The organism is Bacillus sp. FSL L8-0152 (genome assembly GCF_038006365.1).
Classification (GTDB): Bacteria; Bacillota; Bacilli; order Bacillales; family Bacillaceae_G; genus Bacillus_A; species Bacillus_A cereus.
The window spans coordinates 2,226,840-2,241,614 of the sequence record NZ_JBBOVB010000001.1 but is presented as its reverse complement, the minus strand read 5'-3'; the positions used below and the strand labels follow the sequence as shown (position 1 = coordinate 2,241,614).

The window sequence follows — 14,775 nt, the reverse complement described above, 5'->3', positions numbered from 1 at the left end:
ACGAAAAACTAGAAATAAAAAACCTGACGTTATCCGCCAGGTTCAAAATTAAAACGTATATTAATGAGAAGGAAATGCTTTTTTCTCTTGTAAAATTGCATTATGAGCAATTTTCATTTTAGCAAGTACGTAACGTAATCGATCTTCAGCATTTTCATCTTTACTTTTTTGCAATTCCGCCAAATTTTCAACAGAACTTGCTAAATTCTCAATGACTCCTCTCAGCTCAGGATGATGATTAAAAAAAGATTCTTGCACTAATACTTTCCTTAACTCACTAGCTAAATCAATTATTCTAGACAACTGTTCTTTTTCTTCCATTCTCATCCCTCCTGAATATCTTATGTAGTAAATATTCTCTAAACAAAGAAAAAAGCCCTTTAAATGAAAAGGACTTTTTACATTTTTATATTTCCAGTTAATAACATATACAGTGATGTGATAGCCGCAATAATAATTGCCCACATCACATATTTCTCTGCACCTGCAAAGCAACGGTTCCCTTGTTCTTTTCTTGCAAACGTGTAAACAATAATTCCAATTCCATACACAATTGAAACGAGTAGTAAATTCTTTAAACCAGCTGCATAAAGAAGCCATACAGAGTAAATAGAAGCAATTAAAGCTAACGCTCCATTTTTTAATTTAGCGTCTTTTAGCTCGTTTGTAATGACTAATTTAAATTGGAATAACGCTGATAATAAATATGGTAATAAAATTGATGTTGATGCAATGAAATACATAATTTGATATGTTGATTCTGAAAACAGAACGATGATAAATATAATTTGGGCAACACCATTTGAAATCCATAATGCCATGTGCGGTGTTTGCTTTTTATTTGTTTTCGTAAAGACTTTCGGAAATACGCCATCTTTTCCGGCTACATGAGAAATTTCAGAAACAAGTAAAAACCAGCCAATTAATGTACCGACAAGTGAAGCAACTAACCCAATGTTAATCGCAACTGCCCCCCATGGACCAACAACATGCTCTAATACATGTCCCATTGACGGAGTTTCTAGCACAGAAAGTTCGCTTCTTGTCATCGCTCCCATTGACAGAACAGAAATTAAAATATATATGGACATTACTAAAATAAGTCCCATTACTGTTGCCTTACCAACATCTCGGCTATTCTTCGCTCTTCCGGATAATACAACCGCTCCTTCAACTCCAATGAAAACCCAAAGTGTTACAAGCATTGTATTTTTCACTTGACCAAGTATAGCGGAAAGTGAGAAGGTTCCTTCTCCCCAAAAATCATGTGTAAATGTGTCCCAGCGAAAGGCTGTTACCATTACAACAATAAATAAAACGATTGGAACTAATTTCCCTATTGTTGCGATCACATTCATAATAGAAGCTTCACGGATTCCAAATAAAATTAGAAAATGAAGTGTCCATAATAAAAGTGATGCCCCAACGATAGATGCAACATTATTTCCTCCTTTGAAAATTGGAAAGAAATAACCTAATGTACTAAACAGTAACATAATTGTTGCGACATTACCTAAGATTCCTGCTAGCCAATATCCCCAAGCACTATTAAATCCAATATATTCACCGAAACCAGCACGTGCATAACTATAAATTCCACCTTCAAGTTCCGGTTTTTGTCTTGCTAACGTTTGATATACGAGCGCAAGTGGAATCATTCCCATCGCTGTAATACACCAGCCAATTATTATTGCACCACTGTTTGCTCCTACTGCTAAATCATGCGGTAAACTAAAAACACCGCCACCAACCATTGTTCCAACTACTAATGCGATTAACGGAAAAAACCCTAACTTCTTTTCTATTTGTACCACCCCATCTGTCATTCTAGGTGTTATGTTCGTTCAACTATTAAAGTCACCTTTTTCTCTAATAGACGTTTCTCTTATATTTTTTCAGGAAAACATTACTTATTCTAAAAGAAAATGAACAAAAATGGAATACTTTTTTGAAAAAATGTATAAGTATGCACAAAAAAACCGCTCATTTTGTAATGAACGGTCATTTCAAACATATAAATTTGTATATTTCTTGTAAATTTAACGAAGTAAATTCTCTTTTTCTAAAAATTGTTTTGCGACTTCTTCACTACTTTTACCATTTACGTTAACTTCATAATTCATTTTTCGCATTTCTCCATCTGTAATCTTTCCAGATAATTTATTTAATACCTTTTCAAGTTCAGGATATTTCTGTAACGTTTCTTTTCTTAATAATGGTGCTCCTTGATAAGGTGGGAATAACCCTTTATCATCTTTTAGCACTTTCAGTCCGTATTGCTCCAATTCACTATCTGTTGAATATGCATCAATTACGTTAACATCTCCAGATTGAATTGCGCTATAACGCAGCTTCGGCTCCATCGTTTTAACATTCGAGAACTTATAGTTATATAATTTTTGCATTCCTTTATAACCATCTTCACGATCAGCAAATTCCAATGTAAACCCTACTTTGGCTTCCTGCGCAACATTCCCTAAATCAGAAATTGTATTTATATTCTTTTGATCTGCTATTTTTTTCGGCATGGCTAGTGCATATGTATTGTTATACTCCATTGGCTTCAACATAACCATATTATATTTCTTTTCCATTCCAATGCGAGCCTGATCATATACTTCATCACGATTTGTGCTCTTTGGTTCTTCTTTCACGAAAGTAGATAAAGCTGTTCCTGAAAATTCTGGGTATATATCTACTTCCCCGGATTTCAACGCTTCAAATACAAATGCTGTTTTTCCAAGACCTGGTTTTAATTGTACGTTTAAATCGGTATCTTGTTCAATAAGCTGCTTATACATTTGAATTAAAATTTCAGGTTCTGATCCAAGTTTGCCCGCAATAACAATATCTTTCTTTTCTGTACTCCAAAGAAATGGAGAAGCAATCATTACTACAACTATACATATCGTCAATATAACACGCTTAGAAGAGCGTTTCGGTCGTTCAAGTATGCGAAGTACTATATCAAAGAATAAAGCGAGTAACGCGGCTGGTACGGCCCCTAAAATGATAAGTGCATGATCATTTCGATCTATGCCTAATAATATAAGCTTACCGAGCCCACCAGCACCAATGAGAGCTGCTAATGTAGCCGTTCCAACAATTAATACCATCGCTGTACGAATACCGGCCATAATGATAGGCAATGCAAGAGGAAGCTCTACCTTCCACAGCCTTCTCCAACTATTCATCCCCATAGCTCTCGCGGCTTCTATTAGTGATTCATCTAATTCCCTTATTCCTGTATATGTATTTCGTAAAATAGGTAATAGTGCATACACAACTAATGCAATAATCGCTGGAAGTTTTCCGATTCCTACTAACGGAATTAATAGTCCGAGTAATGCAAGTGACGGCACTGTCTGCATTACTGCAGAAGTTCCTATTATAAATTCAGCCATTCGTTCTTTTCTTGTTAATAAAATGCCAAGTGGCACCGCTATAATTACTGCAAAAGATAATGAAATAAGCGATATTTGTAAATGCTCACTTAATGCAGTTAGTAATTCTATTTTTCGTTCTTGGAACGTTTGTATAAAATTAGTCACTGTTTAGCCTCTTTCCTTCATTTGTTCAACAATGTAATTGACGATATGACGACTTGTTAACGCTCCAATATATTGACCGTTTTCTTCAACTGGAACGATCTCCTCATCACGCACACGAACTAACGCTTCTTGTAAAGAAGAATGTAATGATAGTGCCTGCCCTTCTAATTGCACACTTTGATCAAGCGGCAATACATCTGCTACACTTTTCTCCTCATACCAAGTTCGTCCACGATTTCCAATGAACTCCTCTACAAATTCATTTTTCGGATTATGTATAATTCCTTCTGGTGTATCTAGTTGAACAACTTTTCCATCTTTCATAATACAAATGCGATCTCCAAGTGATAATGCTTCTTGCATATCATGTGTTACGAACACGATTGTTTTTTGAATCTTTTTTTGCAACTGTACAATATCCTTCTGAAGCTGTTCCCTACTTAATGGATCTAACGCACTAAATGGTTCATCCATAAGAACGATTTTCGGGTTTGCGGCTAATGCTCGCACGACACCGACACGTTGTTTTTGTCCTCCTGACAATTCATCAGGCATACGATCTCGATATATATCCGGATCTAATCCAACCATATGTAACAAGTCATCGACGCGTGCTTTTATTTCCTTTTTGCTCCATTGCCTCATTTCAGGAACAACTGCAATATTTTCAGCGATTGTCATATGAGGAAACAATGCAATCTGTTGCAACACATATCCTATATCCCAACGTAATTCGTTTATATTATATTGTTGAATATCTTTTCCATCGATTAAAATCGATCCTTCAGTCGTTTCGATTAAACGATTAATCATCTTCATTGTCGTTGTTTTCCCGCAACCACTCGGACCGATGAGAACGAAAAATTCTCCCTTTTTAATTTCTAAATGCAATGAATCCACTGCTTTCGTGCCATCTTCATACGATTTTGACACATGATTAAATTGAATCACAAACACAACTCCTTTACTGTTGTTTCCTTTATTTTGATGGAATATGGCATTCATTTCAAATGATACGCTTTTAAATTAAAAAAGAGCTCGCATTTGAGCTCTAACGGTCGAACAATATTGTTTTCATAATAGCAGCATATTCGCGAACATACATTTTTCTCTTAGAACGAATTGGTGTTTCAGCAGCTAGCGCCTCCATCTTCATACCTAAACGCTTTGCAATTATTTTCGTTCGATATAAATGATATGTATTACTTACAACTACCGCATGTTTCACATTATATAAATCCATACTAAATTTTAAGTTTTCATACGTATTTGTAGATTGATCTTCTATTAAAATACGACTCTCATCTATACCGTGTACCATTAAATAATTTCTCATGCTATGAGCTTCCGGTATATCTTCATCTTCTCCTTGACCACCTGAAACAATTACTTTCGCTTCAGGATGGGAAAATAAATACTCCAACGCTACATCCAAACGATTTTGAAGAGATAAAGACGGTCTATCTCCAAATAACTTTGCACCCAGTATAAGAACGTACGGAGAGTGATAGCTCAACTTTTCACGAGCAACTTTGTTCATTCGAAACGTCATATAAATGATGTATAGTGGCGGTAATAATAAAATCATAAGAAAGATCCATTTGTTCATAAATAAGTATTCACTCCCTTTCTTGTTATTATATAGAAAAAGAAAGGGAGGCAGAAGTGTTTTTTCAAACGATTGATTTATTAGAAACATGCGCCGCTACTTTACGTTGTGATAGTACATAATAAATAGCGATTCCTAATGAGAAAATCAATATGCAGCTTAATACGTAAAACGGCAGCATGACTCCGACTTTAGATACACCCGCTGTAAACAACATTAATAATAAAATTCGTATTCCAGTACCAATTAGGCGAAATAAGCTGTCTACACGTCCCATTACTTCATTTGGAATTTCCTCCATCATCAATACATTTCTCGCCACTCTTGTACCCGCATTTCCAACTGCATGAAAAATTGCAAGTCCATATAAGAAAATTACGGAAGGTTCAATAATCATTGCGGTAATTGAAATTACATAAATAAACATCGTTATAACGATTGAAACTTCTGTTTTTACATATTTCATTATGAGTGGAATACAGATTCCTGCAACAACCGCTCCAACACCGTACATCATCCCCTCTATTGCGTATACAGAGGCATTGGCTTTAAGTATATCCGAAATATAAACTGGTATTAAATAATTTGCCATCATAACACCTATAAACGGCATATAAGTGGCCAGTAAGAACCAAAAGAGCTTAGGACGTTTTTTCATAAAGTGAATTCCTTCAAACAATTGCTTCTTAAATGTTATTTTTCTTTTCACTTCTTTTTTCTTTACGTACGGTATACATAAGAAAAGAAAAAATGCTCCAGCAAAAGTTAACATGTCTACTAACAAAATCCACTTCAAAGATACAATTTCAATTAAGAAGCTCGCGGCCGCTCCAGAAATAACTTGTGTTAACTGTCCTTGTATTTCCATCGTTCCACTTAAACTTTTATAATGTTCCGCTTGAAATATCTCTTGGTTGAACGCAAATATTGTAGGATAAAATAATAAATAGTAGAATGATCCGGCTATATAAATAAGAATATAGTGAATAGAATGATAAGGTTGCCCCGCGAATCCCCATATAACCATTATTCCAATTACGGCAATTCCGATTCCTTCGTTACATAGCAATAAAGATTTTCTTGAAAAACGATCAATACTTTGCCCAATGAATGGTGTTAATAAAAACATAATGAGGGTTGCAATGATAGAAACATAACCAAATGTTGTCTCTCCTCCACTCTCTTTAATTAACAGCCACGGAATCGTTATCATAACAATTCCGGAACCAATAGCAGATAGACTATTGGCCCCTAGAATGTAATACAAGCGAGAATCATGATAAAGTGAGGACATATCACTCCACTCCTAGTTGCTTTTTCACCTCTTTATATACGCTCATATATGCTTTTAATTCTTTAACTACATCATGAATTAATGGTTTGGCATCTTCCCCAAGTTCACCATCTTGCACATGTAATCCATCAAGCACAACTTGTTTTGGAATGGCATTTGCATAAACACCTCTAGCGACCGTTCGCATGCTGTTTAATGCATTTATTCCACCTTTACCTCCACCAGCAACCGCTAACAACGCAACTGGTTTATGAATAAATTCACTACTACTTAAGTAATCTAAAGAGTTTTTCAGCGCACCGCTCATCGCATTATGATATTCTGGTGTACATAATACAACCCCATCCGCAGCTTTCACTAACGTTTTCAATTTTTTTACTGCCTCTAAATCACGTTGTGACTCTTCTCCATTGTATAAAGGTAACTCCTCAATTGCTAAATCATATAATTCCCCTTCAAATTGATCCGCAATATATTTTGCCACCACGCGAGTTCTACCAAATTTTCTTGGTGTACCGTTAATAACGACTAGTTTCATGATTATTTCTCCCCTTTGTTTTCAAGTTCTACTTATATATTATCAGAAATTTCTATACAAAACACAATATAAAGAGTTAACTTGTTTCATAAAATAGTATGATAAACAAAAAAGAACTCATACTTTCGTATGAGTTTCGCACAATTACTTCGTTTCATCTCTCAGACTCAATGTACCTAAACTTTCATTTGCTTCAAAATGATTATATGCTTTTCCCGCTAATTTTTTCCGTTCTTCTGGTAATTCTATATATTTCATTACGTTTTCAATTATTTTTTCGTACGGAGTAAATACAATTCCCGGCCACTCTACCTCATCTTCTGGATTACTATTTTCAGAAATAATAAATTTCTTATTTGCGACTGCATAAGACACGCGAGGTGTTTCAAGAATTCCTGATAAGTAAAAATGAATATTTAATATAATTTTAGCTCTAGCAATCAATTCATTTCTAACAATTCCCCACGCATTATTTTTAAAAACTATATTTAAATTTGGGGCAATCGCTTTTAGATGATCAAAAATAGCTTGCCGCCTCGGATTAAGAGCACCTATAAACAGAATATCAATATCTTCAGTAATGTCATCTTCAAATGCATCTTTTTTTATTTCCAAAGTTGGAGCATAGTTCATTTTTACATGTTTTATTTCTTTTCCTACCCCTTTTTGTTTTAGCCATTCTATATTTTGTTTACTATAATCCCAAATCACTCTATCTTTTAATAATATTAAATAAAGGGGGTGTGCATATGGACTTCCTTCGTATAGCTGTTCTAAATTATAAATAATTGCATCTTTCGGAAGAAGATTCGGGTTATATGCGTATGTATGTGCTCCAAAAACAACTGTATTCTTTACATTTTCCAGTATTGTTTCTGATATAATTACTGTATTTCCCTCCTGCTCCAACCGCCACTTTAAAGCTCGCGCAACATCTATGAAACTACCGTATGTCTTTGGGCATATAAAAAGACAATAATCATATTCTTTATTCAAATAAGCTTCCATTAATTTTAAATTATTTTTATATAAATCTACATCCGGATGTTTAAGCACTAACTCATTTGCATGTTTTCTTGCTACTTTATATAATCCAGCATAATAAGCAGCGATGCATCTTCTTAATTCGATTCTTTCACGATGTTCATCTAATACATCCATGTTTAAAAGAAGATTTGCGATACAATACGCTTTTAAATGATCACGGTCATAATAATAGTCTAGTAGTGGCATCAATTCTTCATACGTATTTCCATGCACCGATTCTCCTAGTTCAATCGCCCATCGCATTAATTCCATGATTACTCCACTACTCCTTTAACCGAAAATGTATTTAATAAAATTTCGCATTATTCTCTACTACATTTGCTATATGAAATGGAATCTCTTCTTTAATCGATTCCAAATACTTTTGCGACACGGCCCCTAAATGTTTTTTATGAGGTATATAGAAAGCACTAATAGAAATTTCATAGTCAAATAAGTAATCATACACATGATAATCTACAAATAAAAGATCATCCTTTGGAAAAGGAATTTCCTTCCCTTGCAGAGCATACATCAAAGCAATATTGTTTTGAGATCGTAATCGATACAACCTTGCAAGTTGGTATAATGGTTCAGCCCGAGTTGGTCTATATTCCCACGCTTTTTGAAAATAAAAAACAGCTAATGCTAAATATTGCTCTTCTTGCCCTTTAACAGTTTCTTTTTCATCAGCATCTGTCACTTCATTTTGTTTATTTGCTGAACGATTTGCTAACTGCTCATAACAAAATCCTATTCGCAATAACGAATAGAATACCTCTTCAACCCACCCCCCTGCTTCCACTCGTTTTTTATACCATTTAATCGAATCTTCAAATTGACTTAAATGAAAATAAGTTTGGGCTAAATAAAATAAATATCTTATATGCAAATCTGGCGTTGTTTCTGGGTCGTTTATTCCTTGTAACAACAACCTCTCATCTCTTTCAAATTTATCAGCTTTACTCCCGCCATCTCCGGGATCATTCACGACAAGAGTCTCTAACCGATCTACCCTCGTATTGTAATTCGCTCCAACTTTTGAGCGATCTATATCCCAATACTCATGAGTAACACCGACAGATTTCCATGGTAAAGAAGCTTTTAATAGACGTGTAAGCCAATATTTAATATGAACATCATATTGCAATGTAAGATAATGATCTTCCGTTAAGCTCGTTTTATCGAAATTCGGATCAACCTCTAAAATCATATCCGCATCTAATATTAATAAATAATCCGCTTCTGGATATGTTTTTTGCGCTAATGAAACTGCTAAGCTTCTGTTATAACCAAAGTTTTTAAACGGCTCATGATGAACTGTCCCAGGTATCTCATTTTCCTTACACCAATTTTCTATAATTTCAGGCGTATTATCCGTCGATCCAGTATCACAAATAGAAACATAATCTACAATTGATTTTGTTGCATTTAAACATCTTTCCATAATTCTAGACTCATTTTTGACAATCATACAAAGACATAACTTTTTTTCTTCCTTTACAGACTTCACTTGCTCATTTCCCATTTAACCACCTCATATTTTATTAACACGCTCTTCTCATATGTAACAACATTTTTTAGCTATACTGATGACATAAGCACCCTTTTACTATTTATGAAAACTTCATTTTATTTATTCTTACTTTTATGTTGGGACATATTTCATGCTTCGCTTTATATTTGATACAATCAATACAAAAAAACATAATACGGGAATCCGTACATTTCAAAGTATAAGAGGAGGTTATATTTTGTTGGATTACATTTGGCTAAATGACAAATCACCAATTTTAGAACAACTACCAAGTAATTTTAAATCTGCAGCTATATTGCTACATCCATTTGTCCAAATGCCTTTAGGATGGGAAAAGTCTGTGAGAAAAAGACCATATGAGCACATCTATCCTAGCGCTGAAGAAATCATTCACAATGGGAAATCCGTTTCTTGGAAGGAAATGATGTCTTGTAGTGGATTACATTCATACGCAGACCTAGCAATGGCCATGTTGACTTCCATTAGTGCCTTTTCAGAAGAATATAAAAGAGAGGATTTAGCTGAAAAGCTACATTCAAACTTAAAAAAAGATCTTTATTATCCAACAGAAGATTATACGTCTATATTTTTATTACACAAATTACTTAAACTCCTCGGTTCTAAAGGTGCAAAAAATCTATATTTCTCTGAACCAATTCTTGATACAAACGGATTATTACAGGTAAATAATACTACTCCATTAGATATTTGGGACATTAGCAATAATGAGTTAATTATTACTGGAGAAGACAATGAGTATATACGATTCCTTTACAACCTTATTATTAGCTAAAGAAGAAAATATAGAATATATTGTTCAATCAATGAATGTTGAAGCTGTCATTTGTGACAAAAAAACGATGATTGATTGGTATTTTTAAATTAGTAATTTCTTAAACTATAAAAAAGAAACTTGCGCTTATGCACAAGTTTCTTTTCAAAAACATCCTTATTTTTTTACAACTTCATGTCCACCGAACTGATTACGTAGTGCTGAAACTACTTTTCCATGGAATGTATCATCTTCCTGAGAACGATAGCGCATAAATAATGACATCGCGATTACTGGTGCCGCTGCTTGTAACTCAAGCGCAGTTTCAACAGTCCATTTCCCTTCTCCTGAAGAGTTCATTACACCTTTAATGCCATCAAGTTTAGGATCATCTGCAAATGCTTTTTCAGTTAAGTCCATTAACCAACCGCGGATTACTGATCCGTTCGCCCATACTTTTGCAACATCTTCATAATTGAAATCAAAGTCACTCTTATCTAGTACTTCAAATCCTTCAGCAATTGCTTGCATCATGCCGTATTCAATACCGTTATGAACCATTTTTAAGAAATGACCACTACCAACGCGGCCAGCATAAGAATAGCCATTTTCTACTGCTAAATCTTTAAATAAAGGTTCTAATTGGTCGTAAATTTCTTTTTCTCCACCAACCATTAAACAAGCACCGTATCTAGCTCCTTCTACACCGCCAGATGTACCGATATCTACATAATGTAATCCGAAGCTTTTTGCTTCTTCAGCACGGCGTAACGTATCTTTATAGAATGAATTTCCACCTTCAATAACGATATCACCTTCATCTAATAACGGATACACATCTTTTAATACTGACTCTACAACTTCTCCTGCAGGCACCATTACCCAGATCGTACGAGGAGCTTCTAATTCAGCGATCATTTCTTTTAATGTATGACGTGCAGTAATTCCTAGTTTTCCTGCCTTTTCTACAAGCTCTTTATTTACATCGTATACAACTACTTCATGCTTGTCTTCATGTAAGTGTTCAGCTAATGGGAATCCCATTTTTCCTAATCCAATTAATCCTAGTTTCATATTAATCAATCTCCTATTCTATACAAATATATTTAATATCGAAATTAGCCCAAGTGCTACTACAGATAATATAGTCTCCATTGCAGTCCATGTTAATAACGTTTCTTTCACAGTCATTCCGAAATACTCTTTAATCATCCAAAATCCTGAATCATTCACGTGTGATAAAATTAATGACCCTGCACCTGTTGCAAGTGCTAATAATTCAACATTTACACCTGGTGTACTTGCTGCAATCGGCGCAACAATACCAGCTGCTGTCATCATAGAAACAGTTGCCGATCCTGTCGCAACTCGGATAAGTGCAGCAATTCCCCATCCAAGTAATATTGGTGAAATATGTGATTCTTTCGCCATTTCAGCAATTGTAGTACCAATTCCAGAATCTAATAATACCTTATTAAATGCACCACCAGCACCAATTACTAACAGTATGTTTGCAATTGGCCCAAGGCAATCATTTGTAAATTGTAATACTTTATCTTTAGAAAATCCTTTTGCATAACCAAGGCTAAAGAAAGAATAAATCGTTGCAATTAATAAAGCGACTATTGGATCTCCAATAAAGTGTAACACTTGTGCAAGTTGACTCGTTTTATGTAACGCTACTTCAGCAATGGATGCACCAAGCATAAGAAATACTGGAAGTAAAATAGTAAACAATGTATTTCCGAAGCTAGGAAGTTCTTTCTTCTTATCTCTTTCAATAAATTGCTCCGCTATATCTAATGGTACTTCCTTATGTATACGAGCACCAATCCATTTCCCGTAAAGTGGACCTGAAATAATTGCAGTTGGAAGTCCGACAATTAACGCATATAAAATTGTCTTCCCTACATCTGCTTTAAAAATACCCACTGCCGCCATTGCCGCTGGATGCGGTGGGACAAGTCCGTGTACGACTGACAGTCCTGCTACTAGCGGAATACCGATTGTAATAAGTGATACCCCAGTTTCTAACGCAATTGTAAATACTAACGGAATTAATAGGACGAATCCAACTTGGAAAAATACCGGAATCCCTACTAAAAATGCAACGAACATCATCGCCCAGTGAACTCGTTTCTTCCCAAAACGATTAATTAATGTGTTAGCGATACGTTCAGCACCGCCAGATTCGGCCATCATTTTTCCAAGCATCGTTCCTAGTGCTAAAACTATCGCTAAAAAGCCTAACGTATTACCAAGCCCTAGTTTAATAGAATCAATAATCCCTGGATCTTTTGGTGAAGTTCCAATTAAAGGCATTCCCATTGCTAAACCTACACCAATTGCTGTTAAAATTAATGCGACAAATGGATGCCATTTTACTACCGTAATAAGTAAAAGTAGTATGACAACTGCCGCTAGTACGATCCCAACTACCATTTCTCCCAATCCCCCTATTGTTTACGTTGGAAAGCAGCTATACAATCAAATTCTTCTTTCAAGCGATTGTAAAGTCGTTCATACATATAAAACATTTCTAAATATATAGCCGTATTTTCTTTATTCGGTACATGATGATGGACAATATCAATCCAATCCTTTACCTCTTCAAGAGAATCAATTTTTCCTACAGCATATAAAGCAACTGCCGCTGCCCCAAGCGCAGATGCTTCATGACTTTCAGGTACAAGCAATTCTTTTCCCATCATATCGGACAACATTTGTCTCCAAAATGCAGATTTTGCAAACCCTCCTGAAACTCGTATTTCAGTAAGTGGCCCTGTACAATCCCTGATTGCGAGTGCTACTGAATATACACTCATACAAACACCTTCCATCACTGCACGTATAAAATGTTCTCGCTTATGTTGAAGATTGATTCCAAAGAATGTACCACGAGCGTTTGCATTCCAGTAAGGTGCGCGTTCTCCAGATAAGAAAGGTAAGAACAATAGCCCATCCGCTCCAGCTGGTACGCTTTCTGCATATTTAATTAATAAATCATAAGGATCAATGCCGAGCTTTCTTGCTACTTCTTGCTCTGGACTACCAAATTCATCACGTAACCATCTCAGTAATATTCCGCCGTTATTCGTTGGACCACCGATTACCCAGTGCTCATCTGTTAATGCGTAACAAAACGTTCTCCCTTTCTCATCTGTATTTATATTTGATGAGATTGTTCGAACCGCACCACTCGTTCCAATCGTAATTGCAGCCGCACCCGGTGATATCGCACCAACTCCTACATTTGCAAGAACCCCATCACTTGCTCCGATGACAATTGGTGTTTCTGCACTTATCCCCATCTTCTGTGCTAATTCTGGCTTCATACCTGATAAAATATATGTAGTGGGTACAGGGGTTGATAATTGTTCTGGTGACATATGTAACATAGTCAAAACATCTTCATCCCAGTTTAATGTTTCTAATTTAAATAACCCTGTAGCAGAAGCAATCGAATAATCAACTACGTAGCGTGAAAATAATTGGTAAATCACATACTCTTTAATGGAAATGAATTTATAGGCACTTGTATATAACTCTGGTTCCTCTTCTTTCATCCATAACAATTTAGAAAGTGGTGACATCGGATGAATCGGTGTACCTGTACGTCTATAAATTTCATGCCCATTCATTTGTTGTAATAATTTTTCTGATTGCTTCGTACTTCGATTATCTGCCCAAATGATAGAACGCGTTAATGGCGCACCATTTTCATCTACTGCAATTAATGCGTGCATAGCTGTACTAATACCGATTGAAGAAATATCTTCTGGTAATACATTACCTTTTTCAATGGCAACGCTTACACTTTTGTATACAGCGGCACATATTACATCAGGATCTTGCTCAGCCCATCCTACATTCGGTTGAATAATTGGGTAATCGATTGCATGTGATGCAATGACTTTTCCTTTTTCTGTGAACACAACCGTTTTTGTACTTGTGGTACCGATATCAATCCCGATTACTCTCCCCCTTGTTTCCATGCGAATCTTCCCTTCATTTCTAGCAAAATACGATTTAGTAAACCGTTTACATGAATTAGTATATAAAATATTTTTTCATTTATCAAGTTATAAAAAGAAAATTTTTTTCACAACAAAAAGTAAATCCCCTCATTCCATTTCACTTATATACTAAATTTAGCTTTTCCGTGCGGTAAAATTACGTTATCTTCTTTACGCAATACACTCTTTCCTCTCATTAACAACACATACATAGTCCTCCATACGTTCTACTCATTTGCATGAAAAAGCGTTGAAAAGCAATATTCATTTTTAGGGATCACGTTACATAACCATCAAGCCAAGAAAAGTAACTACCCGCAGAATGAGAATTCTGTGCATTTTGCTCTTGTTTATTGTTTTAGATTCACTAGTCCTTTTATCTTGATAAACATAGAGCGCGGCCCCCCTGCTATCACTTTTTTATCTTGTAAA

Annotated in this window: 12 protein-coding genes and 1 pseudogene; 1 reads left to right on the top strand and 12 read right to left on the bottom strand. The window is 35.3% G+C overall.

Annotated elements, in window-relative coordinates:
- Window positions 1-60: 60 nt before the first annotated feature.
- The 9 genes from MHH27_RS11400 to MHH27_RS11360 all read right to left on the bottom strand — a co-directional run bounded on the left by MHH27_RS11400 (window position 61) and on the right by MHH27_RS11360 (window position 9,546).
- Complete coding sequence (locus MHH27_RS11400; RefSeq protein WP_000391447.1) at window positions 61-321, bottom strand: hypothetical protein; 261 nt, start codon at window positions 319-321, stop codon at window positions 61-63.
- 77 nt (window positions 322-398) lie between these two features.
- Window positions 399-1,826 carry a basic amino acid/polyamine antiporter gene (locus tag MHH27_RS11395; RefSeq protein ID WP_000129441.1) on the bottom strand — a complete coding sequence of 476 codons (1,428 nt, stop codon included), beginning with the start codon at window positions 1,824-1,826 and terminating at the stop codon, window positions 399-401.
- 213 nt (window positions 1,827-2,039) lie between these two features.
- The gene (locus MHH27_RS11390) at window positions 2,040-3,551 is read right to left on the bottom strand and encodes an ABC transporter permease/substrate-binding protein (RefSeq protein WP_340942574.1); all 1,512 of its coding nucleotides are present in this window, start codon (window positions 3,549-3,551) and stop codon (window positions 2,040-2,042) included.
- A gap of 3 nt (window positions 3,552-3,554) precedes the next feature.
- Entirely contained in the window at window positions 3,555-4,502 is a 948-nt protein-coding gene (locus MHH27_RS11385; protein WP_000614073.1) for an ABC transporter ATP-binding protein, read from the bottom strand.
- A 100-nt stretch (window positions 4,503-4,602) separates the two neighbouring features.
- Window positions 4,603-5,160 carry a YdcF family protein gene (locus MHH27_RS11380; protein WP_001045718.1) on the bottom strand — a complete coding sequence of 186 codons (558 nt, stop codon included), beginning with the start codon at window positions 5,158-5,160 and terminating at the stop codon, window positions 4,603-4,605.
- 64 nt (window positions 5,161-5,224) lie between these two features.
- Window positions 5,225-6,454, bottom strand: coding sequence for an MFS transporter (locus MHH27_RS11375; RefSeq protein ID WP_000097160.1), 1,230 nt, complete (start codon window positions 6,452-6,454; stop codon window positions 5,225-5,227).
- Window position 6,455: 1 nt separating this feature from the next.
- A complete protein-coding gene (locus tag MHH27_RS11370; protein WP_000780355.1) occupies window positions 6,456-6,992 on the bottom strand; it encodes an NADPH-dependent FMN reductase in 537 nt (178 codons plus the stop codon).
- 144 nt (window positions 6,993-7,136) lie between these two features.
- Window positions 7,137-8,291 carry a hypothetical protein gene (locus tag MHH27_RS11365; RefSeq protein WP_000422334.1) on the bottom strand — a complete coding sequence of 385 codons (1,155 nt, stop codon included), beginning with the start codon at window positions 8,289-8,291 and terminating at the stop codon, window positions 7,137-7,139.
- Between the two features lie 34 nt (window positions 8,292-8,325).
- Entirely contained in the window at window positions 8,326-9,546 is a 1,221-nt protein-coding gene (locus tag MHH27_RS11360) for a glycosyltransferase (protein WP_053564595.1), read from the bottom strand.
- Between the two features lie 139 nt (window positions 9,547-9,685).
- On the opposite strand from MHH27_RS11360, the pseudogene MHH27_RS11355 reads away from it, so the two are divergent.
- A pseudogene (locus tag MHH27_RS11355) lies at window positions 9,686-10,436 on the top strand (DUF2711 family protein).
- A gap of 68 nt (window positions 10,437-10,504) precedes the next feature.
- Here MHH27_RS11355 and gnd read toward each other — a convergent pair.
- Genes gnd through gntK form a run of 3 tightly spaced genes read right to left on the bottom strand, consistent with a single transcriptional unit; the run spans window position 10,505 to window position 14,322 of the window.
- Window positions 10,505-11,401: a phosphogluconate dehydrogenase (NAD(+)-dependent, decarboxylating) gene (gnd, locus tag MHH27_RS11350; protein WP_000765981.1), complete on the bottom strand. Its 897-nt coding sequence runs from the start codon at window positions 11,399-11,401 to the stop codon at window positions 10,505-10,507.
- Between the two features lie 18 nt (window positions 11,402-11,419).
- On the bottom strand, window positions 11,420-12,769 hold the full coding sequence (locus MHH27_RS11345) for a GntP family permease (RefSeq protein ID WP_000260205.1): 1,350 nt from the start codon (window positions 12,767-12,769) through the stop codon (window positions 11,420-11,422).
- Window positions 12,770-12,783: 14 nt separating this feature from the next.
- On the bottom strand, window positions 12,784-14,322 hold the full coding sequence (gene gntK, locus MHH27_RS11340) for a gluconokinase (protein ID WP_000449995.1): 1,539 nt from the start codon (window positions 14,320-14,322) through the stop codon (window positions 12,784-12,786).
- Between the last annotated feature and the right edge of the window lie 453 nt (window positions 14,323-14,775).